Annotated in this window: 20 protein-coding genes and 2 pseudogenes; 9 read left to right on the top strand and 13 right to left on the bottom strand. The window is 51.4% G+C overall.

The window, feature by feature from the left end; genetic code table 11:
- Positions 1 to 92: 92 nt before the first annotated feature.
- From IMCC21906_RS01695 to rd, 4 genes and pseudogenes are all read right to left on the bottom strand, one after another.
- Entirely contained in the window at positions 93 to 977 is an 885-nt protein-coding gene (locus tag IMCC21906_RS01695; protein ID WP_082117304.1) for a DNA ligase, read from the bottom strand.
- Between the two features lie 38 nt (positions 978 to 1015).
- Entirely contained in the window at positions 1016 to 1636 is a 621-nt protein-coding gene (locus tag IMCC21906_RS01690; RefSeq protein WP_047010715.1) for a class I SAM-dependent methyltransferase, read from the bottom strand.
- A 212-nt stretch (positions 1637 to 1848) separates the two neighbouring features.
- Positions 1849 to 2334: a DUF4112 domain-containing protein gene (locus IMCC21906_RS01685; RefSeq protein WP_047010714.1), complete on the bottom strand. Its 486-nt coding sequence runs from the start codon at positions 2332 to 2334 to the stop codon at positions 1849 to 1851.
- 301 nt (positions 2335 to 2635) lie between these two features.
- Positions 2636 to 2800, bottom strand: a pseudogene (gene rd, locus IMCC21906_RS01680) (rubredoxin); the annotation flags it as partial.
- 295 nt (positions 2801 to 3095) lie between these two features.
- On the opposite strand from rd, the gene IMCC21906_RS01675 reads away from it, so the two are divergent.
- The 3 genes from IMCC21906_RS01675 (at position 3096) to IMCC21906_RS01665 (ending at position 5696) form a co-directional block, all read left to right on the top strand.
- Positions 3096 to 3587: a chorismate lyase gene (locus IMCC21906_RS01675; protein WP_047013044.1), complete on the top strand. Its 492-nt coding sequence runs from the start codon at positions 3096 to 3098 to the stop codon at positions 3585 to 3587.
- Between the two features lie 61 nt (positions 3588 to 3648).
- Positions 3649 to 4530 (top strand): 4-hydroxybenzoate octaprenyltransferase, encoded by an 882-nt coding sequence (ubiA, locus tag IMCC21906_RS01670; protein ID WP_047010713.1) that lies wholly within the window; start codon positions 3649 to 3651, stop codon positions 4528 to 4530.
- The gene (locus IMCC21906_RS01665) at positions 4530 to 5696 is read left to right on the top strand and encodes a GNAT family N-acetyltransferase (RefSeq protein WP_047010712.1); all 1167 of its coding nucleotides are present in this window, start codon (positions 4530 to 4532) and stop codon (positions 5694 to 5696) included. Before ubiA ends, IMCC21906_RS01665 begins: the two co-directional genes overlap by 1 nt.
- 20 nt (positions 5697 to 5716) lie before the next feature.
- Here IMCC21906_RS01665 and IMCC21906_RS01660 read toward each other — a convergent pair whose 3' ends face one another.
- Together IMCC21906_RS01660 and yegQ are read right to left on the bottom strand one after the other, a co-directional pair.
- Positions 5717 to 6100, bottom strand: a complete 384-nt coding sequence (locus tag IMCC21906_RS01660) for a hypothetical protein (protein WP_047010711.1) — start codon at positions 6098 to 6100, stop codon at positions 5717 to 5719.
- Between the two features lie 14 nt (positions 6101 to 6114).
- Positions 6115 to 7440 (bottom strand): tRNA 5-hydroxyuridine modification protein YegQ, encoded by a 1326-nt coding sequence (yegQ, locus tag IMCC21906_RS01655; RefSeq protein ID WP_047010710.1) that lies wholly within the window; start codon positions 7438 to 7440, stop codon positions 6115 to 6117.
- A gap of 592 nt (positions 7441 to 8032) precedes the next feature.
- On the opposite strand from yegQ, the gene IMCC21906_RS16950 reads away from it, so the two are divergent.
- On the top strand, positions 8033 to 9640 hold the full coding sequence (locus IMCC21906_RS16950; RefSeq protein WP_052763308.1) for an OmpA family protein: 1608 nt from the start codon (positions 8033 to 8035) through the stop codon (positions 9638 to 9640).
- Positions 9641 to 9767: 127 nt separating this feature from the next.
- On the opposite strand, the gene IMCC21906_RS01645 is transcribed toward IMCC21906_RS16950, so the two are convergent.
- Positions 9768 to 10373, bottom strand: coding sequence for a DUF938 domain-containing protein (locus tag IMCC21906_RS01645; protein ID WP_047010709.1), 606 nt, complete (start codon positions 10371 to 10373; stop codon positions 9768 to 9770).
- A 142-nt stretch (positions 10374 to 10515) separates the two neighbouring features.
- Between IMCC21906_RS01645 and IMCC21906_RS01640 the strand changes: the two genes are divergently transcribed.
- Positions 10516 to 10974, top strand: a complete 459-nt coding sequence (locus IMCC21906_RS01640) for an EVE domain-containing protein (protein ID WP_047010708.1) — start codon at positions 10516 to 10518, stop codon at positions 10972 to 10974.
- A 15-nt stretch (positions 10975 to 10989) separates the two neighbouring features.
- Here the strand turns inward: IMCC21906_RS01640 and yaaA are convergent, their stop codons facing one another.
- From yaaA to IMCC21906_RS01625, 3 genes are all read right to left on the bottom strand, one after another.
- A complete protein-coding gene (yaaA, locus tag IMCC21906_RS01635) occupies positions 10990 to 11763 on the bottom strand; it encodes a peroxide stress protein YaaA (RefSeq protein ID WP_047010707.1) in 774 nt (257 codons plus the stop codon).
- A gap of 18 nt (positions 11764 to 11781) precedes the next feature.
- On the bottom strand, positions 11782 to 12282 hold the full coding sequence (locus IMCC21906_RS01630; RefSeq protein ID WP_052763307.1) for a DUF4265 domain-containing protein: 501 nt from the start codon (positions 12280 to 12282) through the stop codon (positions 11782 to 11784).
- A 207-nt stretch (positions 12283 to 12489) separates the two neighbouring features.
- Complete coding sequence (locus tag IMCC21906_RS01625) at positions 12490 to 13152, bottom strand: hypothetical protein (protein ID WP_047010706.1); 663 nt, start codon at positions 13150 to 13152, stop codon at positions 12490 to 12492.
- A gap of 77 nt (positions 13153 to 13229) precedes the next feature.
- Between IMCC21906_RS01625 and IMCC21906_RS01620 the strand changes: the two genes are divergently transcribed.
- The 3 genes from IMCC21906_RS01620 to IMCC21906_RS01610 all read left to right on the top strand — a co-directional run bounded on the left by IMCC21906_RS01620 (position 13230) and on the right by IMCC21906_RS01610 (position 15736).
- Positions 13230 to 13739, top strand: coding sequence for a TRAP transporter small permease subunit (locus IMCC21906_RS01620; RefSeq protein ID WP_047010705.1), 510 nt, complete (start codon positions 13230 to 13232; stop codon positions 13737 to 13739).
- Positions 13733 to 15103, top strand: coding sequence for a TRAP transporter large permease subunit (locus IMCC21906_RS01615; protein ID WP_047010704.1), 1371 nt, complete (start codon positions 13733 to 13735; stop codon positions 15101 to 15103). The genes IMCC21906_RS01620 and IMCC21906_RS01615 overlap by 7 nt, the downstream gene beginning before the upstream one ends.
- 243 nt (positions 15104 to 15346) lie before the next feature.
- Complete coding sequence (locus IMCC21906_RS01610) at positions 15347 to 15736, top strand: acyl-CoA thioesterase (protein ID WP_047010703.1); 390 nt, start codon at positions 15347 to 15349, stop codon at positions 15734 to 15736.
- On the opposite strand, the gene IMCC21906_RS01605 is transcribed toward IMCC21906_RS01610, so the two are convergent.
- The 3 genes and pseudogenes from IMCC21906_RS01605 to uvrD all read right to left on the bottom strand — a co-directional run bounded on the left by IMCC21906_RS01605 (position 15725) and on the right by uvrD (position 19518).
- Positions 15725 to 16153, bottom strand: coding sequence for a PaaI family thioesterase (locus IMCC21906_RS01605; protein ID WP_047010702.1), 429 nt, complete (start codon positions 16151 to 16153; stop codon positions 15725 to 15727). The genes IMCC21906_RS01610 and IMCC21906_RS01605 overlap by 12 nt on opposite strands.
- Before the next feature lie 9 nt (positions 16154 to 16162).
- Positions 16163 to 17313, bottom strand: a pseudogene (locus IMCC21906_RS01600) (TRAP transporter substrate-binding protein).
- A 39-nt stretch (positions 17314 to 17352) separates the two neighbouring features.
- On the bottom strand, positions 17353 to 19518 hold the full coding sequence (uvrD, locus tag IMCC21906_RS01595) for a DNA helicase II (RefSeq protein ID WP_047010701.1): 2166 nt from the start codon (positions 19516 to 19518) through the stop codon (positions 17353 to 17355).
- Between the two features lie 172 nt (positions 19519 to 19690).
- Here uvrD and IMCC21906_RS01590 point away from each other — a divergent pair, with 172 nt between their 5' ends.
- Positions 19691 to 20545, top strand: a complete 855-nt coding sequence (locus IMCC21906_RS01590; protein ID WP_047010700.1) for an SIS domain-containing protein — start codon at positions 19691 to 19693, stop codon at positions 20543 to 20545.
- Positions 20546 to 20547 lie beyond the last annotated feature (2 nt).

Genomic DNA, 20547 nt, shown 5'->3' with positions numbered 1-20547 from the left:
TGATAGTGATTTGCCCAACACTCTAGCGCGGTGACCAGATCAAGGCCAGTATCGGCAATGATTGAGCGGTTTGGATAGGGGCTACGGCCATTTTAATGGCCGCGACGAATCCGCATAAAGCTGGCAAAACGGGGCAGGCCACTGTTGGTTAAGCCGTAGTATTTATACGTTACTGTGGTGCCGGGGGCGGGAGGCTGCCGGCGTTGATCGTCGGAGAAGCCGCTGCCAAGTTTAAACTGCCTGCCGTTGGGCATCTCGACTAACAGGGCGCCCATCATTCCCTGATATTTACCCTTGCCAGGAAGGTGTTTAACGACGGTGGCTTCGGCATCTTGATAGCGTTTGAGTTTGAGTAAATCATCGCTGCGTTTTGCTCGATAGGGCGCAGTGCCAAGGTGAAGCATTAGCCCTTCGGCGCCTTGGGCAATCAGGGTATCTAAATGCGTCATCAATTGTGCTTTGGTCGCCATTTTCTGTTGTTTAACTAGCTGAATATACGGAGAGGACGTTTTTGCAAATAGTGTCTGCATGGCTGCCAGGCGATGATTGAAATCGCCTTTGTGGGCTGGCAAATCAAAAACCATAAAGTGAATTTGCCGCCATTGTTGCGGGTTGGGTGTTTGCCGTCGGACGGCACCGGAGACTTCGGCAAAGCGGCCCCGCCCCATCCACAGCTCGCCATCTAGCGGTTGATCGGGAAAATCCTGGGTAAACCAGCTAGGAGCGGTAAACACCTGGCCACCCCGGCTGATGAGATGGCGGCCGTTCCAGTACGCTCTGACCCCGTCGAGCTTTTCGCTTACCCAATAATCGTCAAGGTCGATGGCGCTGTGGTAGCTATTGGCCAACATCAGTGGGGGCGAGTCGGTGTTGCTTGGTATCGCGTGGTTTGAATTGGTGTCGGCGGCAATTGCGGTCGAGAGGCTGAGTAAAAAACCGAGCAGAAACCCTTGTGGCCAGTGCAGCAGTATAGGCATGGCAAATCCTCCTTGATTTGCGACAGTATGTTTGAGGTTTAGGCTTTTTGCGCCTCCCCAATATACATATAGCTGGCAATACGGGGCATGCCAGTCATATAGCAATTTTCGTAGCGGGTGACGTTGAAATTGGCGCGGCCAATCAGTTCGATAATATTCCGGTTTAGATGACAACCACCGGCCAGTTTTTTCCACATTGGGGTGATGCGGTGCTGCCATTTTTCGACGTCGTGATCGCAAGACTGGCCGTGCTCACAAAATAATAAAACGCCATCTGGCTTCAGTACCCGGTGCATTTGTTCCAGGGCTTTGTGCCAGTCTGGAATGGTGCAGAGGGTGTAGGTGAGCAACACGGTGTCAACGCTATTGTCGTCCAGCGGAATGCTTTCTCCCGGTAAATCCAGCCAGCGGACTTCAACGGGGGCGTTTTGGAGATTTTTTTGGGCTTTGCGGCGCATTCCTTCTGACGGCTCTAGCCCCCAAACAAAATCCACTTTGTCGGGATCGTAGAGGGGAAGGTTGATGCCGCTACCCATGCCAACTTCCAACACTACGCCATAGGCTTTGGGCACGACTTTTTCGCGCATCTCCATTACCGCTTTTTGACTGCACAGGGTATCAATCATCCTTGGCAAAATGCGGTTTTCATAAAAGCTCATAGTGGTTTTCCAGCGTTATTGTGATTATTTGTAGGGCTTGTTCAGAGCATAGCGCTTGCTTATCTCGGTGGGAATAGTCTGCAGCTTGTTGGCAGGAACATTTCAAGACGCTGGCAAATGTGATGTAGTTTTATTGATAAGCTGTTTGCCTTGAGTGCTTTATAAATAAAGTCCATTTATGTTTCGGCATTGGTGACTGTCATTACATGATGTCAGAAAAGTAGCATCGCTCCAGCCGTAATCAGTGCCAATAAAATAGACAATACGACCAAGGTTTTCCAAGGGAAAGGCGCTGGGGGTGGCGCTACTGCAAGCTGTCCTTCCAGGTAGTTTTTTAGCAAATGGGTATTGCGGGTATTGGCCTTAAAAATAGCATCGAAGGCGTCTCCCACTACTGGCAGCAGGCCACCTGCAAAATCGATCACCATATTGCGCAATATTTGCCGCTTCACTTCCTTGCTGGCACCTATACGTTGTGCCTCGACTAGCACATAAGACGATAACAGCAGGCCCGCAATATCGCCCCCCACCGGCAACACCCCAATTACAGAGTCTGCGCCAAGTCGAAACTTTGTAAAGGGGATGCCAATACTGCTGTCGGTAAAATGACTGAATTTCTCCAGGCGCTCAAGTGCCTTTCTTTGCTGAGCTTCTCTTTGCTGCGCTTCTGTAATTTTCGTGATGACGTTGTTACCCATAGAAAACTCCTTTGCTTTAGTTTAATGGAATTTTCGACTTATCACCGTTCCGGCTTTTTGGACGACTAAAAAAGATTACCGCGCTTTGTCATCCCGGACGCGTTTAGCGATCCGGGATCCAGCGTCTCGGGCTTGAACATAGCGACAATGCCTATTTCTAGTGCAATGTAGGTTTTAAGTACGCGAGCAGTTTTTGGGTGAATTTACAGTGTTGCAGAGAGGAGGCAAAGAACGTGTAACTGGAAAGGGAAAACAGGAGCCGCCACTGATGGCGGCTCGGCACAGAGTTTGTTTGGGTTTAGCTAATTTCAATCATTTCAAAATCTTCTTTGCCTACGCCGCAATCTGGGCACATCCAGTCATCGGGAACGTCTTCCCATGCGGTACCCGGTGCTACCCCCGACTCAGGATCGCCTAATTCTTCGTCGTAAACCCAGCCACAGACGATACATTCCCACTTGCGCATGTTGAGTACCTTTCTCCGTTTTGACAGTTCTGCTTTGATACTGGCGGTTGTAATCCGGCGCTGCAGGCTTGCAAGTCGCCCGGGGATCACGCATTCTGCCGCCTCGTTTTAATCGATATTGTTGCCAATATCCGCTCGAATAGCTTGTGGGATGGGATACATAAAGTGCAGGTTGGTGTTACCAAAAGCCGTGCTTTACAGACCACTCCCAACAATTGGAAGCTCGCGATTGTACACCCTTCGGACAAAATTCTGCCAGCCGACCGAGCCGCAATGGCGTGATGCCGGACATTTTTTGTCCACCAAGCTGCCATTGCCCATGCGTGCCTGGCTGGAAGACACTGGCTCCTTAACGGCTCGGCTGCGCAAAAAATCGGCGGGGCAGTTTAGTGTGAGGGTGCTTAATCAGGCTTGGGCCTTGCCGCATTTCTCTGAGAGAGAGTTGCTGGAGATGGGAGAGCGGGAGTGGGGCCTGGTTCGCGAAGTCCTGCTTTGCGGGCGGGGCGAGCCTTGGGTGTTTGCCCGCAGTGTTATGCCTGCCCGGTCGCTGGTAGGTGATCTGCGACAGCTGCGGCAGTTAGATTCCCGGCCCTTGGGGCCGTTGCTGTTTAACACGCGAAGTATGCGCCGAGGTGGCTACCAGTTTTGCCAAATGCCCGTCGCTATGTTGTCACAGGATATTGTCGGCGGTGACGAGCAGGCCTTGTGGGGACGGCGATCTCGGTTTGATTTGCGCGATCGGCCCATTATGGTCAGCGAAATTTTTCTGCCTGCATTTCAGCCGTGATTCTGGCTCAAGCCATCAGCAGCGTTATACTGCCACTCTGCTTTTCAACCTTAAAAATATCATGAAGTCACAATTCCAGATCTTGCGCGCCCAGTTACCCCATTATCTTGCCTTGATGCGAGTGTCTCGTCCCATTGGGACGTATCTGGTGTTGTGGCCGACTCTGTGGGCGCTGTGGATTGCCGCTGAAGGGTTTCCGGACTGGCATTTATTGCTGATTTTTTGTTTGGGGACGTTTCTAATGCGTTCGGCGGGCTGTGTCATTAATGACTATGCAGATCGCGATATCGACGCCCATGTTCGCCGCACCACCGAGCGACCCTTTGCTCAGGGTAAGGTCACCGAGAAAGAAGCCCTGATGCTGTTTGCCAGTCTGTGCTTAATCTCTTTTGTGTTGGTGTTATTTACCAATGGCCTGACCATTTTGCTGTCCTTCGGCGCGGTGGCTTTGGCCGCCTGTTATCCTTTTATGAAGCGCTACACTCACCTGCCCCAGCTGGTATTGGGTGCCGCCTTTGCCTGGGGCATTCCCATGGCCTTTGCCGCCCAGACTGACAGCTTACCCCCCGCCTTGTGGCTGATGTATATGGCGGTGCTGTTGTGGACCGTGACCTACGATACCTTTTACGCCATGGTAGACCGGGACGACGATTTGAAGATTGGCGTTAAGTCGACGGCGATTCTGTTTGGTGACGACGATAAAACCATTACCGCCATGTTGCAGCTGTGTGTGCTGGTGATTCTGGTGTTGGTGGGCGTACAGTTTTCGCTGAGCTTTATTTATTATGCAGGCTTGATGGCGGCGGCAGGTTTGTTTGTATACCAGCAGCAGTTAATTAAATACCGGGATCGAGATCAGTGCTTTAAGGCCTTTCTCAATAATAATTGGGTGGGCGCTGTGATCTTTGTGGGTATTGTCTGCCATTACTTATTGGCGCCATGATGGCCTCTGATGTAACGCAACTGGAGTTCAATTTCATCGCCGCAATTGCCGAGGTGTCCGCCACGGAATGGGACGCTTTGGTGAGTGATGGCTATCCCTTTGTGCGGCATGCTTTTTTGTCCGCGTTGGAGAGCAGCGGCGCGGTGGCGACCGACAAAGGCTGGCAGGCCCATCATCTTATTATCCGGTCTGAGGGCAAATTGCTGGGGGCCTTGCCTCTCTATTTAAAAGGCCACAGCTACGGCGAGTATGTGTTTGACTGGGCTTGGGCCGATGCCTATCAGCGCCACGGCCAGGCCTATTATCCTAAATTGCTGTCGGCTATTCCTTTTACCCCCGCTACCGGACCTCGGCTGTTGTTGGCTGCCGAGTTGAATCTGGAGAGAGTGTCAGCGCTGCAAAATTTGCTTGTTCAGGCCCTGCAGCAAGAAGCCCGGCGACTTGCCGCGTCTTCAGTACATATTCTGTTTTCAGATGCGGATTGGTCCAAGCAGTGGCAGGGTCAGGGTTTGATGCAACGAGTGGGCGCCCAATACCATTGGTTTGACCAGGGCTATCATGACTTTGACGGCTTTCTGGCCAGCTTTAGTTCCCGTAAACGCAAAACCCTGCGCAAGGAGCGCCGGGTCGTTGCCGAGCAGGGCTTGGTTTTGCAGCGTTTGGAAGGCGAGGCCATCAGTGCGAGTGACTGGCAATTTTTCTTCCATTGCTATCAGCTAACCTATGCTAAACGCAGTGGTCACGGCGGCTATTTACCTGAGGACTTTTTTCGTCGCTTAGCGGCAGATATGCCTGACGCGCTGGTAATGGTCGTGGCCTATCACGATGACAAGCGGGTGGCAGCGGCTTTGAATTTTCGCGGTGGCGAGACGCTATATGGTCGGTATTGGGGCTGCGTCAGAGAGTTTGAGTTTCTGCACTTTGAGGCCTGTTACTACCAAGGTATTGATTACTGTCTCGCCAATGGTTTGCGACATTTTGATCCCGGCGCTCAAGGCGAGCATAAAATCCAGCGGGGCTTCACGCCGATTACCACTTACTCTAATCATTGGTTGGCTGAGCCAGCATTTAGTGAGGCGGTAGCGCGGTTTTTGGAAGAAGAGCGCATTCATATCGACGCTTATTTGGAAGATGCAGCGACAATGCTGCCATTTAAGCGGGGTTAAGCGAGGGTCCCCCAAAGCGGTTATTGCTGCGCTTTTTTCAAGGCCCGCTCTACATATAACAGGCAGAGAATTGGCAAAACGTAGCTGGCAACAATCTGGGTGAGCAACAGAACCTCGGTTAGCGTCCATTGTTGGTCATTGCCATACCAGTAAACGCCAATGGGCATGGCGACAAACAGCAGTGTGGGTAAATACCGCCAGAGATAATACGCTGGGTTGCTGGCCTCTTCGGCGTCGGCACGGCGATAGCAGTAAAAGGTAACCAATACCACCAAAATGGCGACAGTGAGGGCATAGTAGTTGCCCAATAAACCGGCCAATAGATTGAGAATGGCGCCAAAAACCAGACTCAACAGGCTGATGTTGGCCAAACCACGTAAAAGACGAAGCTTCCGTCGTTCCATAAATCCCCCAGCAGTCAGGCTGCTGATTCAGCAGCGTCTTGTATATTTTTTACGAGTAGACCAAAGCGCATGGCTTCGGCAGAGGCTGAAATATTCAGCGGGATTTTTACCCGATGACCTGAGCCGGGTGCCACATCAATTGCCTTACCATGCTTATTCAGTAAAGACTCTAGTGCAAAGCGATGGTTTCCCATAGGGGTCATTAATTCCAGGGTTTCGCCCAAGGCAAAGCGGTTTTTAACATCGACGGTGGCAAATTGACCGTCCCAGTCCACCACTTCTGCTACAAACTGCTGTTGTTGGCTGTTATTCAAGCCCATTTCGTAGTTCTGGTATTCCTTGGGCGGATGGCGGCGGTAAAAACCTTCGGTGTAGCCCCGGTTTGCCAGGGTTTCCAGCTGATCCATCAAGCCCATGTCAAAGGGGCGGCCCGATTCTGCGTCGCTGATCGCCCGGCGGTAGACCTGGGCGGTGCGGGCGGCGTAATAATGGGATTTGGTGCGGCCCTCGATTTTTAAGGAATGTACGCCCATTTCTATTAACCGCTCGACATGCTGAATGGCTCGCAAGTCTTTGCTGTTCATAATGTAGGTGCCGTGCTCATCTTCGTAGGCGGGCATAAATTCGCCGGGGCGCTCTCGCTGTTGCAGCAGCACGGGCTCTGGACTGGGCTCGGGTTGAAATTGTTGTACCGCAATCAGGTCGCCGCTTTCGTCTTCTTTGGCCTCGTGGGCCTGATATTGCCAGCGGCAGGAATTGGTGCAAGCGCCTTGGTTGGAGTCCCGGTGGTTCATATAGCCGGATAACAGGCAGCGACCGGAATAGGCAATGCAGAGGGCACCGTGGACAAAGACTTCTAATTCCATTTCAGGGACTTGTTGGCGAATCTCACCAATTTCATCCAACGATAGCTCCCGGGATAGGATTACCCGGCTAACGCCGTTCTGATACCAAAATTTTACCGTCGCCCAGTTAACCGCATTGGCCTGCACCGATAAATGGATGGGCAGGTCTGGCCAGCGCTCTTTCACCAACATAATCAGGCCGGGGTCGGCCATAATCAGGGCGTCTGGGCCGAGTTCGACCACTGGCTCAAGGTCTCTGAGGTAGCTGCGAATTTTGTCGTTATGGGGGGAGATGTTAGAGGCGAGATAAAATTGCTTGCCCTGAGAGTGGCACTCATCGATACCTTGGGCCAGAACCGCCAAATCTTTAAATTCATTATTGCGCACCCGCAGGCTGTAACGGGGTTGGCCAGCGTAAACGGCGTCGGCGCCATAGGCGAGGGCGTAGCGCATATTGCGCAGGCTGCCAGCGGGGGAGAGGAGTTCGGTTGCCATGGGTATCCGTGTTTAACAAAGAGGCTATAGTACCGCAAAGGAGCGTAGCTCTAAATGTTCCTGATTGTAGCTGGCGTTTTAAAGGCGTTTTAAATAGGCGAAAAGCACGGGTAAATCATGCTTGATAAGTACGGCGTTGTCGGTCGCTGCACATAAGTACAATGATTTGCGAGCCATCTTCCTTTAGACTTGCTGCTGCACGAATGGATCAATTTACGAAATTGGCGGTCCTAACGTCTGAGCCAATCTGGCGCATACGCTACAGGCTGGGTACCAGAGTAAGCTTGGTATTGCGTCATGCTGGTTGAGAGGCAGAGTAATCAGTGATTTTTTGCTGTATGTGCCCCTCGTCGAGAAGCCAGATGGCTCTCTAGTGCAATACTGCAATTGCTCAAATTGCGGAAACGAGTGTGAATTAGGGGCTTATTTTTAGTGAATTTATTAGCAAAGCCGTGAATTTTGCTGCTGAACACCACAAAACCGTTGCGAAAACAGGGGGGAATATGGTGTTCTATCGGCACGTCTCAATAAACATGTTTTGCTACATACTGAAAAATAAGTCGCAATTAGTTTCAAAAATCAGGGGATTGCTATGAAAATGCTATGGAAGTCTGCGATAGCCGCAGGCGTTGTAGCTGCTTCGCTGTCGAGCGCAGCAAATGCAGAAGAAGAAAAAGGGTTTTATGTGGGCGGTAACGCCTTTTATACACAAGTTTTTGATGCCGATGGCACTGCCACTGTCGAGGCTGGCGGAGTACTTGATGGTCTGCCCCTTCTGGGTGACTTGCTTGGCGGTTTGTTGGGTGGCACTTCTGGTTCAGCCAACTTCGAAACCTCCTACGACGAAGACATCGGTTATGGTCTGACCTTGGGTTACAAATTTACAGGCCCATGGCGCGCAGAATTTGAGTACCGCTCACAAGAAAACGATATTGATAGCGTAGATTCCGGCGTTGCTTCGTTTAGCAGTGACAGCACGCTTGAAACAACGTCTATGCTGGGTAACCTCTGGTACGACTTCAACATGGAAGAGGCGATTCGTCCCTATGTTGGTTTCGGTTTAGGTATGGCGAATGTCGATACCGGTTCTGGTGACGACGATGTGGTTATCGGTCAGTTGGGTGCTGGTGTGAGCTGGTTCCTGAGTCCACGTTTAGCACTGGATATCGGTTATCGTTTTGCGATGGCTGACGATCCTAGCTACGAGAATGGTGGCACCAAAGTTGATAGCGAATACGGTTCGCAAAGTGTGATGGCTGGTGTGCGCTACAACTTCTTTGACGCCCAATATGGTGTTCAAGATGAAGATGGCGATGGCGTACCTGATGAAAGCGATCAGTGCCTGGGCACACCTAAAGGTGTTCAAGTTGATAGCGTAGGTTGTCCTCTGGACGGCGACAACGATGGTGTGGCTGACTACTTGGACAAATGTCCTAATACGCCAGCTGGCGCTAAAGTGAACGCGGAAGGTTGCAGCATCGACAGCGACAACGATGGTGTTGCTGACGACGATGACGTATGTCCTAACACCCCAGCGGGTGAGCGTGTCATGTCAAATGGCTGTGCTGAACAGCAGTCTGTAGTTCTGCGCGGTGTAAACTTTGAGCTGGATAGCGCTCAGTTGACGGTTAATGCGGAAACTATCCTTGATAGTGTTGCGACAACGCTGAACGACTCTCCAGGGTTTGATGTTGAGCTTCAAGGCCACACTGACAGCACAGGTAGCGATAGCTACAACATGAACCTGTCTCAAAACCGTGCTCAGTCTGTTAAAAACTACCTATCTGACCAAGGTGTATCATCAAGCCGCCTGACGGCTAAAGGCTACGGTGAGACTCAGCCGGTTGCCAGCAACGAAACCCGCGCGGGACGTTCTGAAAACCGTCGTGTTGAGCTTAAAGTCGTTGGTCAAGACGAAGGCGTGATGATGGAAGAAGAGGTCTACATGCCTTCTGATGAAGAAGACGAAGACCCCTATAACTATATGCCTGAAGACGAAGCAGCTGACGAAGAAGAGGCAGCTGACGAAGAAATGATGGAAGAGGAAGCAGCCGAAGAAGAAGCTGCTGAAGAGACCTCTTACGATTATGACTACGACTATGAAGAAGAGTCTTCAACTGAAGAAGCTGCTCCTGCTGAGGAAGAAGAAAGCTCTTCTGATGCAGCTGAAGAAGCAGAGGATTTCGATTACATCCCATAAGGATGAATTGATACTCTTCTAAGCACCGTTAAAAGCCCGGCCATTTTGCCGGGCTTTTTTGTGAGCGCAGGTTTTGTAAGATCTTCTTGGTGGTGTGCTTGAAGGGTTGGCGAAATACCTAGGGTTTTTAAGCTTTCTGCCAGATCAGCAGGCGGTTGTTTGCGGGCATGGCGTAATCGGCTACCAGGCGGGTGCCAATGGCTTCTGCAAGAGCATTAACCGCTTCAAAATCGCGAATGCCTTGCTGAGGGTGCACGTCCCGTAAATACTGATCAAAGGCGGCGTTGCTGTCTGAGGTAAACTCCCCAGCATAGTTAAATGGGCCATAAATGGCCACTATACCGCCAGGGTTGAGCGCGAAGTTAATGCCTTTAAACATGGCTTCTACCATTGCCCAGCTCATAATATGACAGGTGTTGGCCGAGTAGATTGCATCGTAGCTTTTAGGACCAGAGTTTGAGCTTGGCCATTGCGCCAGTACGTTTAAGGCGAGGGGTGCTGGGAGGTTTTGTAAATCGGCTTCGTCAAGCCACAGTTTAATGCCCGCTAGGTTCTCGGCTTGGTCGCTGCACTGCCAGTTGAGCTGAGGCATATTGGCGGCGAAAAACACCGCATGCTGGCCGGTGCCACTGCCAATTTCCAAGACATTTCCTGCCGTTGCCAAGTGGGGTGAAAGCGCAGCTAAAATGGGGCCTTTATTGTTTTCGCAAGCTTGGGAGAACGGTTTGTGCATGATGATATTCCTGACATTCAGTCACGGCAGGGTAACTGAGCAGAGTTTGCTTGCATAGCCGATGGTGTGAGCGACCACTGGCTACTATTATTGTTTTCAAACCAATTGTGTTTAATCAAGCCGCAAGTCTAAGGGGGTTGGAATGCAGTACTGGCTGATGAAATCAGAACCGGATACCTTTGGTATTGATGATTTAAAATCTCGTGATAAAGGCACCGAGCACTGGGATGGGGTGCGTAATTATCAAGCGCGCAATATGATGCGAGATAAAATGAAGAAGGGCGACAAAGTCTTTTTTTATCACTCTGCTTGCAAAGTACCGGGTATTGCCGGTATCGCCAAAATAGTTAAAGAATCCTACCCTGACCACACCGCACAAAATCCGGAGTCTAAATATTACGATCCCAAGGCCAGTGGGGAGGATCCTCGCTGGTTTATGGTGGATGTGAAGTTTGAGCGCAAATTGAAGCGATTGATTCCCCTCAGCGAGCTAAAAGAAAATCCGGCACTAGAGGGGATGCAGCTGCTCAAGAAGGGGAATCGTTTATCCATTATGCCGGTTAGCGAAGATGAGTGGCGGCTTATTCTCGCGATGGAATAGCGGGTGTTTGAGGTTTTACACTACTTCGTCCCGCAGAAATACCCATTCGCGTGCAGTGGATTGCTCGGGGCAGAAGTAATAGCCCTCGCTATCAAAGCCCTTAATTTGCTCGGGGTCACTTATGCGGTTTTTGATGATAAAGGCGCTGAGCAAGCCCCGGGCTTTTTTGGCGTAAAAGCTAATGATTTTATATTTTCCGTTTTTATAGTCTTTAAACACCGGCGTTATCACCTCAGCCCCTAAGGCCTTAGGGTGTACGGCGGAGAAATATTCTTTAGAGGCGAGGTTAATCAACACGGGGCCCACCTTTTTCAGCTGTTTGTTTAAGGCGTTGGTGAGCTCCTCTCCCCAAAACTGATAGAGGTTGTCGCCGAGATCATTTTTGAACTTGGTCCCCATTTCTAGTCGATAGGCTTGGATCAAATCTAGCGGTTTGAGCAAGCCATACAGGCCAGAGAGAATCCGTAAGTGTTGTTGGGCAAACTCAAAGTCGCTGCTGTCAAAGTTGTCGGCATCCAGGCCAGTATAAACATCGCCCCGAAAGGCCAACGCTGCGGGCTTGGCATTGCTGGGTTTAAACGGTGTTTTCCAATTCATAAACCGCTGGTGATTTAGCTCGCCAAGCTTACTGCTGATGTTCATTAAAGAGGAAATATCAGCGGGGCTTAAGTCCTGTAGCTGATGAATGAGCTGACGGGATTGCTTCAGAAAATCCGGTTGGCTATATGCCTCAACATGGGAAGGCGTTTCAAAATCCAGCGTTTTGGCTGGGGATATTACAATTAACATGCTTAGTGTTCCCTCTTATTAAGCGTTGAGCATATCTTGCCACCAGTTTAGGGGCTCGCCAGTTTTCGGGTCGTAGACATTGCCATAGTTCCACTGCACTTGCTTGTCGCCAATCCATTGGCTGATGAGGCCTTCTATACTGCTAAATCCCACACCAAAATGAATGCTATAGGCCAGCGCCCGTTCGCTTTGAATATCTAAGCTGCCGCCTAGTTTTTCCATTTCGGCGCTGAGTTGGGTTTCCAGGTCTGGGTCCGGAGATTTAAAAAACACGCGCAGCGCTAAAACCCCACTGCGGGAAACCACGTCGAAGCGCCCCCGCGAGGCTTTCTGCAGGGAGACGACGTCTTGGGCTGCCACGCCGCGGACAAATAAGGGTGATTTCAGCAGTTTGTACTGATCTTCTGTGTCGGTGGGGGTGACCAATACCTGCTCAAAAATGGGCTGGCGGTTGCTGGGGTGAATGCCAGCTAACAACTCGATACGGGTTTCTGTGGCAGAAAAATCGTCGCTACTCATGTCGGATACTCCTTCAAGGTGATGTTGCCCGCAGTCAGCTTTGTGACGACCTTATGGCAGGACGCCCGCTGGCAAGCTCTACGGCTACGGCTGCATTACAGCTTGTACTGCGCATCACCTTTTAAATGGGCGCATATAATAACGATTTTTGGGGGGAAAGGTCACCGCCACGGACCGTGGCGGTGACGCTTGGTTGAGCGGACTTTATTAGCGATTACTGGGCGCGGTTAAGCCCGGCATGGTAAAACTGATGGCACTGGCGGGGGCGTTGTAGATTTTATCGGGGCGTTCTTCTTCGCCTATAGAAATCAATTTTAAGCCGCCTTGGGCTTGCAGTAGGCCGCGGTGGCTGTGATTTCGATACACTTCTTCAAGGGCGAGTAATCTGTCACCCTGTTCATTGTTCATGGAGTTGGCAAAGCGGCGAAAGAATTTTGCCATGGCCTCGCCAGCTTTCACGACAGTCTTGTCGTCGGTGAGCACCACTTGGTAGTCTTGGCGACCATCGTTAACCATAAACACTTTGCCCTCAATACCGGCCACTTGGCGTGCTTCACCCGTATCGGTAATGGTAACTTGATCATTTGTCGGAATCGCTTCGGTTTTGGGCTTGTTGCGTAGCGCGCTAATGACTGCACCCATTTGATCGACATCCATCACCATTTGTCGGCCGCCCTGGTTAATCACGGCAACGGCTCGATCACCGCTGATTAGCGAGTAGCCGCCGCGGCTGGTATCTAAGCGAATGTGTTCGGCATCTTTGTAGCTGAGAACAACCGTTTCTTTACCCAAGGTATAACGAGCAACGATATCGGCGTGAATCGTTGCGCTAAATAGTCCCAGGCTTATGATTATCAGTAGCTTGCGCATGGTGTGCTCCTAAGCATTAGTGCTCCTCGGCATCAGGCTGGCTATAATGTGCCGCTCATATTGGACGATTAAAAATAATGAACAGCCTCAAAATAATAGACTGCTTTACTGAGGGTCTTGGACGTACGCTGGCTTGGTTAATTCCCTCAATGATGATTATTACCGCTATTGTTGTGGTGATGCGCTATGGCTTTCAGCTGGGGGCCACCGGGCTTCAGGAATCAGTCACTTACCTGCATGGCGCAGTATTTATGTTAGGCGCGGCTTACACCTTGCGTCACGATGGCCATGTACGAGTGGACATTCTCTACCGGAATTTTTCTCCCCGCAATCGGGCTTGGGTGGATTGTTTGGGTACTTTGATATTTTTACTGCCCCTTTGTGGGCTGATTTTGCTCAGTAGCTGGGAATTCACTCTTAAATCATGGTCGATCCGGGAGGCATCTGTTGAACCTGGCGGTTTGCCGCTGGTGTTTTTGCTGAAATCCCTTGTTCCGTTAATGGCGATTACCTTAGCACTGCAGGGCGTGTTGGAATTAGTTAAAAATGCCCGCGTTCTAATTTGCGGTGAGGCCGATCCATGTTAATGGAATATATGCCGTTATTAATGTTTGTTGCCATTTGCCTGGTGTTGCTGCTGGGCTATCCGGTGGCATTTAGCCTGGCAGGTACGGCTATGCTGTTTGCCGGCATAGGCATTGTCGCTGGCCACTTTGACCCCAGCTTCCTTGCTGCTCTGCCCAACAGGTTATTTGGGATTATTAATAACAGTACCCTGATTGCGGTGCCATTATTTGTATTGATGGGCGTGCTGCTGGAAAAAAGTCGCTTAGCCGAAGAATTGCTGGGAAATATGGCCGCGTTATTTGGTCGCAGGCCCGGCGGCTTGGGCTTTTCCGTGATATTGGTGGGAATGTTGCTGGCCGCCAGCACCGGTATTGTTGGGGCCACCGTGGTTACCATGGGCTTGCTCTCACTGCCCACCATGTTGGCGAGGGGGTATGACAGCCGTTTGGCTACCGGGGCGATCTGCGCCACTGGCACCTTAGGCCAAATTATTCCTCCCTCGATTGCCTTGGTTTTGTTAGGGGATACCCTTTCTAGTGCCTACCAGCAAGCCCAGCTTGATATGGGGGTGTTTAGCCCAAAAACCCTGTCGGTGGGCGATCTTTTTATTGGTGCGCTGGTGCCAGGTTTTATTTTGGTGGGCCTTTATCTGGGCTATATGTTCTGGGTGTCGTTTCGTCAGCCTGAACGGGTGCCCCCGGCATCTGATCTCAATCCACCACCGCTATTCGATATCATCAAAGGGCTGTTGCCGCCGATATTACTGATCTTTACCGTGCTTGGCTCCATTTTGCTGGGCGCGGCGACACCCACCGAGGCGGCCGGGGTGGGTGCGCTGGGCGCAGCAATACTGGCGGTGGCAAAACGCCAGTTAAACTGGGCACGGCTTGCCGAGGTCAGCCGGGATACGCTGAAAGTGACCTGCATGGTCTTTATGATTTTGGTAGGGGCGGCGGTGTTTTCACTGGTGTTTAGAGGTTTTGGCGGTGATGAGCTGATCGAGGCCTTTTTTGCCGATTTACCCGGTGGGGTGGTGGCAGCCACCTTGATCGTTATGCTGGTCATTTTCCTGCTGGGTTTTATTCTCGATTTTATTGAGATTACCTTTGTTGTCGTGCCCATTGTGGGGCCAATATTGCTGGCGATGGGGGTGGACCCTATTTGGCTGGGCATTATGATTGCGTTAAACCTACAAACCTCATTTTTAACCCCGCCCTTTGGTTTCGCGCTGTTTTATTTGCGTGGGGTGGCGCCAGTCTCGGTGCGTACCAGCGATATATACCGGGGAGTTATTCCTTTTATTATCATGCAGTTGCTTATGTTGTTGGTGTTGGCCAAGTGGCCGCAATTGGCTACGTGGCTGCCCGCTTGGGTAAGGGGGTAATGGCGACGTAGAAATGGCGACGTAGATAAGCTAAGCAGCTGATATGGTTATATTTATTCTGCGCTTTATTAGGGGTGGACTGGAAACAGATTCTTCACGTTCGGAGACAATTGCGGATTAGTACGCGCTTTCTAGTCATTTAAGCGTAGTTTGTCGCGAGTGACGATGTATTCGCCATTGACATTAGTTTGGCCTCCACGTTAACTAGGCCGCGATTAAATAAGCAAAAGGAAGACAAACGCTATGCGTGACATCGATGATACTCCACTCCCTACGGGCGAGTTGGCCATACAAACACTCGCCATGCCGGCAGATACCAATGCCAATGGTGATATTTTTGGTGGTTGGTTGATGTCACAAATGGATTTGGCGGGAGGCATTACCGCTGGCCGTCGCGCGGGTGGCCGAGTGGCAACCGTTGCGGTGGAAGGCATGGCTTTTTTGACGCCAGTCAGCGTTGGCTCGGTAGTGAGCTGCTATACCGAAATTGTTGATGTGGGTCGCAGCTCAATCCGGATTCGAGTAGAAGTGTGGATCACTGACAAAGACCACCATGACCCAGCTAAGGTCACCGAAGGCGATTTTATCTTTGTGGCAATTGATGATAATGGCCGCACTCGTTCAGTGGTTTGATTGAGTGGCTTGCTTGGGCGGAATGGCATAAGTGCCGGACGCCTGAGCAACCACTGCCTCATCCCCTTCCGAATAAATCAGCACGTTTCCTACCGCCAAGGTTTTACCGCATTTGAGCAATTCGCAATGGGCTATAATATCCCGCTCAGCCGAAGGCTTTCGCAAAAAATTAAAAGTTAGGCTGGTGGTCACGGTCAGAGGCACAATACCAATCGTGCCGAGAATGGCGGCATATAAAGCCAAGTCTGCCGCCGCCATCATCACTGGTCCAGACACGGTTCCACCGGGTCGAAGTTCAGCCTCACCAACCGGGTAGCGAATAACCGCGCTCAGCTTTCCCAGCGTTTCTACCACACATTTACTTTGCGGAAATTCTTCTGCAAGAAAGCGGTTTAGCTGCGCTACTGTGACCATCATAAATACTTCCTATAAATCCCGGGCGTTAATATACGACTGCTCAGAAATATGATGATATTCCTTGGCATCATCCCGAAACGCTTTCCAGCTTTTGTAGACTTTTGCGGTGAGAGGGTCTTGGGCGGCAAGCTCCTCAAGATAGGCGTCGGACTCATTATGCAGCGCTTTGATAACCTTGTCAGGCAGGCGCTTTAGTTGCACATGATGCTGTTCAACCAGCTCGGTTAATGCAGCGTTATTGCGAGCGGTATACTCGTCCAGCATATCGGCATTGGCATAGCGGGCGGCTATTTCCACAATTTTCTGCAAGTCCTTGGGCAGTGCCCCATAGGCGTCTTTATTAATAATGAGCTCCATGGCAGAGCCAGGTTCGTGCCAGCCGGGATAGTAGTAGTACTTGGCTACTTCATGAAAACCAAAGGCCAGATCATTGTAAGGCGCGACCCATTCGGTGGCGTCAATCACGCCGGTTTGCAACGAGGTATACAACTCGCCCCCGGCAGGTTGATAGCCGCGCCGCCAAGACGACTCCAAACTTCGCCACCGGAACCCGGAATGCGCATTTTCAGGCCTTTAATGTCGTCGACGCTATTGATCTCTTTATTGAACCACCCCGCCATTTGCACGCCAGTGTTGCCCGCTGCAAAGGGGATCAGGTTAAAGGGCGCATACACTTCTCGCCACAACTCCATGCCGCCGCCGTGATAAAGCCAGCCGTTCATCTCTTGCGCGTTCATGCCAAAGGGGACGGTGGTGAAAAAGATTGAAGCAGGTATTTTGCCTTTCCAATAATACGCGCCGCCATGTCCGGCTTGAACGCTGCCTGCAGAAACGGCATCGAACACGCCCATGGCGGGGACTAATTCTCCGGCACCATAGACCCGGACTTTAAGCCGCCCTTGACTCATGGTGTCGACGGCTTTGGCAAATTTTTCGGGGGCGGTACCCAAGCCCGGAAAATTTTTAGGCCAGGTGGTGACCAGTTTCCAGTGAAATACTTTCTGGCCTTGCAGTCCGGTTTTTTCAGTATTACTGAGACTGCTATCGTCTACATAATGACGGCCGCGCTCAGCCACATATAAATAACTTATGGCGACAAGCGCGGCGACCAAAAGTAAAATCACCAGCGGATAATAATTGTTATTGTGTGTGCGACTCATTTATTGGGGCTCTTAGTCAGACTCGGTGTTGCTTGGAAACTAAAGCAGTTCTAGCTTGGCGTATTGCAGCACCAGCCACTTGCTACCTTCATCTTCAAAATTGACTTGTACCCGGGCGCTGGCGCCTTGGCCTTCAAAGCTGAGGACGATGCCAGCCCCAAAAATACTGTGTAAAACCCGTTGGCCTAAGGCAATACCACTGTCAGCGGCGGCTTGCTGAGAAATGGTTGAGCTGGCAAAACTGCTGGGGCGACTAACGGTATTGTTTATACGCACTTCGTCAATAAGCTCGTTGGGGATTTCACGGATAAAGCGAGAGAGGCTGTTGAAATTTTCCTGGCCGTGCAGACGACGGGATTCGGCGTAAGTCAGAAACAGTTTTTGTTCAGCTCGGGTAATGCCAACATAGGCCAGTCGGCGCTCCTCCTCTAAACGTATGGGGTCTTCCATCGACATTTTGTGGGGAAAGAGGTTTTCTTCCACCCCGGCGATAAAGACCACGGGAAACTCCAAACCTTTGGCCGAGTGCAGCGTCATGAGCTGCACACAGTCTTCGTGCTCGTCAGCTTGTTTGTCGCCGGCATCCAGCGCGGCATCGTCCAGAAACTGGCGGAGGATGTCGGCTTCTTCGTCTTCGGCCTGATAGCTACGGGCAGCGCTGACCAGCTCATGGAGGTTTTCTACCCGGGCCTGGCCTTTTTCGCCTTTTTCTTTCTCGTGAAAGGGAATCAGGCCGGAATGTTCAATGATGTGATCGACTTGTGCATCCAGCCCCATTTCTTGGGTTTGTTGAGCTAAGTTTTCGATTAAGGACAGAAAGTTACGCAGGGCATTGCTGGCTCTGGCGGCGAGCAGGTCTTGTTGGACAATGGCAGCGGCAGCCTTCCACAACGATAATTGATGTTGACGGGCGTAATCCCGAAGAATTTCTACGGTGCGGTTGCCAATGCCGCGGGTGGGCGTGTTAATGATGCGCTCCACTGCCGTGTCATCATCTCGCAGGGCGATTAGCCGCAAATACGCTAAGGCGTTTTTAATTTCTAAACGATCATAGAATCGCTGACCGCCATAGATGCGATAGGGTAGCCCGGCCCGAATCAGGAATTCTTCCAGTACCCGGGATTGGGCGTTGCTGCGGTAGAGAATACCAATGTCTGAACGTCGGTAATCTTCTTTCAGTAGGGACTCAATGCGATCGGTAATATAGCGGGCTTCGTCCTGCTCATTAAAGGCAGAGAAGAGCACGATCTTGTCGCCTTCTTCACCACTGGTCCACAGCTCTTTGCCCAGCCGCTGGCTGTTATTGACAATAACCGCGTTGGCAGCCTGTAGAATATTCGCGGTGGAGCGGTAGTTTTGTTCCAGCCGCACAATTTGCGTATCGCTGAAGTCTTTGGAGAACTGCTGAATATTTTCAATTCGCGCCCCACGCCAGCCATAAATCGACTGGTCGTCGTCACCAACTGCGGTAATGGCCATGCCCTTACCCGCTAGCAGTCGCAGCCAAGCATACTGAACCGCGTTGGTGTCTTGAAACTCGTCTACCAGCACGTGTTTAAACCGCTGTTGATAATGATCCAGCACAGCGGGGTTATCTCGCCATAGCTCTAATGCCCGCAGCAGCAGCTCGGCAAAATCCACCACGCCTTGTTGTAGGCAGATCTCTTCATAGCGGCGATAAACTTGCAGCATGGTTTTGATATACAGATCGCCACCGGCATCATCGATATGCGCGGCTCGACGGCCTTCATCTTTGTGGCCGTTGATAAAATAGCAAGATTGCCGGGGTGGCCAGCGCGCGTCATCAAGGCTCAGCTCTTTGTGAATACGCTTTAGCAACCGTAGCTGATCGTCGCTGTCCAAGATCTGAAAGTTATCAGGCAGTTTGGCCTCAGGTGCGTGGGCCTTTAGTAAGCGGTGAGCCAGACCGTGAAAGGTGCCCACCCACATACCGCCATGCAAGCCAGTGCCCAGCAGTGATTCAATGCGGCCCCGCATTTCCTTGGCAGCCTTATTGGTAAAGGTCACGGCAAGAATGCTGTAGGGTGACAGGTTTTCGACCTGAATCTTCCAGGCAATGCGGTGTACCAGCACACGGGTTTTGCCACTGCCGGCACCGGCAAGCACTAGGGTGCCGGGGCTATCGGCTGTTACCGCGTCGCGCTGGGCATCGTTGAGATCATCGAGAATATAAGATACGTCCATGGCGCGGTATTCTAGCAGGCTTCGCGTGTATGGCCGAGATCACATTTCATGTCTTGTCATAATGCTTACCTGAAAAACCGAATCTTTGTCGGGTCTGCGGCTTCTGACTTGCGCTTGGGTTACAATTCGAGGGCGCACACTTCTCGTGTGATACTAAGAGGATACGTCGACTTTGAGACCCAGAAATGTCATTCGCGCTATTGAAACTGCCAGAGACTCACTGCGTCGCAGTGAGCGATTGGTGGCGGATTATATTTTGGCCAATCAGCGTGAAGTGATCCATATGCGCATTGTGGACTTGGCCCAAGAGGCGCATGTCAGTGAGCCCACGGTGGTGCGGTTTTGCCGAGCGGTGGGCTGCGATGGTTTTCAGAATTTCAAACTTTCTTTGGCTCAACACCTCGCTCATAGCCCCGAGTACGAAGCCTTTACCTTCACCGATGAAGACAGTGCTCGCCAGTACACCTTTAAAGTGTTTGACGCGACTATGGAGGCAATGAAGAAGGTTCGAGACGCCATTGAATTAGATGCGGTCGAGAAAGCGGTGGAGCTATTGTCCAATGCCCGGCGGGTGGAATTTTATGGCTTTGGTGCCTCGGCCGCGGTGGCCAGCGATGCTCAGCACAACTTTTTTCGCCTGCAGATCAGTGCCAGTGTTTATTCTGACCCGCATATGCAAGCGATGTCGGCTATGTCATTACACAGCCACGATGTGGTGGTGGCTATCTCCCAATCGGGCCGCACCCGGGCATTGTTAGATGTGATCAAGCTGGCGCAGAACAATGGCGCCCCGGTGATCGCCTTAGCCCCAAGCGGCACGCCAGTTGCGGATGCCAGCGATGTGCCGATTTATATTGATCTCGATAGAGACGGCGGCAACTACACGCCGTTGCCCTCGCGCTTGGCCCATATGGCGGTGTTGGATATCCTGACGGTGGGGATTGCCACCAATAAAAAAGGACTTCGCGAACATTTAGCCACGATAGAGGAAGGGCTGCAGGCGCTGCGATTAGAAGCTAAGGACTAACT

Origin of the sequence: Spongiibacter sp. IMCC21906, assembly GCF_001010805.1 — a bacterium.
Classification (GTDB): Bacteria; Pseudomonadota; Gammaproteobacteria; order Pseudomonadales; family Spongiibacteraceae; genus Spongiibacter.
This window is presented reverse-complemented; position numbering and strand designations above follow the sequence as displayed.

Coding starts and splice junctions, on each gene's coding strand:
- uvrD (WP_047010701.1), bottom strand. CDS start 19,518: ATGGACGTATCTTATATTCTCGATGATCTCAACGATGCCCAGCGCGAC.
- yaaA (WP_047010707.1), bottom strand. CDS start 11,763: ATGTTAATTGTAATATCCCCAGCCAAAACGCTGGATTTTGAAACGCCT.
- IMCC21906_RS01610 (WP_047010703.1), top strand. CDS start 15,347: ATGCGTGACATCGATGATACTCCACTCCCTACGGGCGAGTTGGCCATA.
- IMCC21906_RS01685 (WP_047010714.1), bottom strand. CDS start 2,334: ATGGGTAACAACGTCATCACGAAAATTACAGAAGCGCAGCAAAGAGAA.
- IMCC21906_RS01665 (WP_047010712.1), top strand. CDS start 4,530: ATGGCCTCTGATGTAACGCAACTGGAGTTCAATTTCATCGCCGCAATT.
- yegQ (WP_047010710.1), bottom strand. CDS start 7,440: ATGGCAACCGAACTCCTCTCCCCCGCTGGCAGCCTGCGCAATATGCGC.
- ubiA (WP_047010713.1), top strand. CDS start 3,649: ATGAAGTCACAATTCCAGATCTTGCGCGCCCAGTTACCCCATTATCTT.
- IMCC21906_RS01695 (WP_082117304.1), bottom strand. CDS start 977: ATGCCTATACTGCTGCACTGGCCACAAGGGTTTCTGCTCGGTTTTTTA.
- IMCC21906_RS01645 (WP_047010709.1), bottom strand. CDS start 10,373: ATGCACAAACCGTTCTCCCAAGCTTGCGAAAACAATAAAGGCCCCATT.
- IMCC21906_RS01690 (WP_047010715.1), bottom strand. CDS start 1,636: ATGAGCTTTTATGAAAACCGCATTTTGCCAAGGATGATTGATACCCTG.
- IMCC21906_RS01615 (WP_047010704.1), top strand. CDS start 13,733: ATGTTAATGGAATATATGCCGTTATTAATGTTTGTTGCCATTTGCCTG.
- IMCC21906_RS01625 (WP_047010706.1), bottom strand. CDS start 13,152: ATGCGCAAGCTACTGATAATCATAAGCCTGGGACTATTTAGCGCAACG.
- IMCC21906_RS01620 (WP_047010705.1), top strand. CDS start 13,230: ATGAACAGCCTCAAAATAATAGACTGCTTTACTGAGGGTCTTGGACGT.
- IMCC21906_RS01630 (WP_052763307.1), bottom strand. CDS start 12,282: ATGAGTAGCGACGATTTTTCTGCCACAGAAACCCGTATCGAGTTGTTA.
- IMCC21906_RS01660 (WP_047010711.1), bottom strand. CDS start 6,100: ATGGAACGACGGAAGCTTCGTCTTTTACGTGGTTTGGCCAACATCAGC.
- IMCC21906_RS01640 (WP_047010708.1), top strand. CDS start 10,516: ATGCAGTACTGGCTGATGAAATCAGAACCGGATACCTTTGGTATTGAT.
- IMCC21906_RS01605 (WP_047010702.1), bottom strand. CDS start 16,153: ATGATGGTCACAGTAGCGCAGCTAAACCGCTTTCTTGCAGAAGAATTT.
- IMCC21906_RS16950 (WP_052763308.1), top strand. CDS start 8,033: ATGAAAATGCTATGGAAGTCTGCGATAGCCGCAGGCGTTGTAGCTGCT.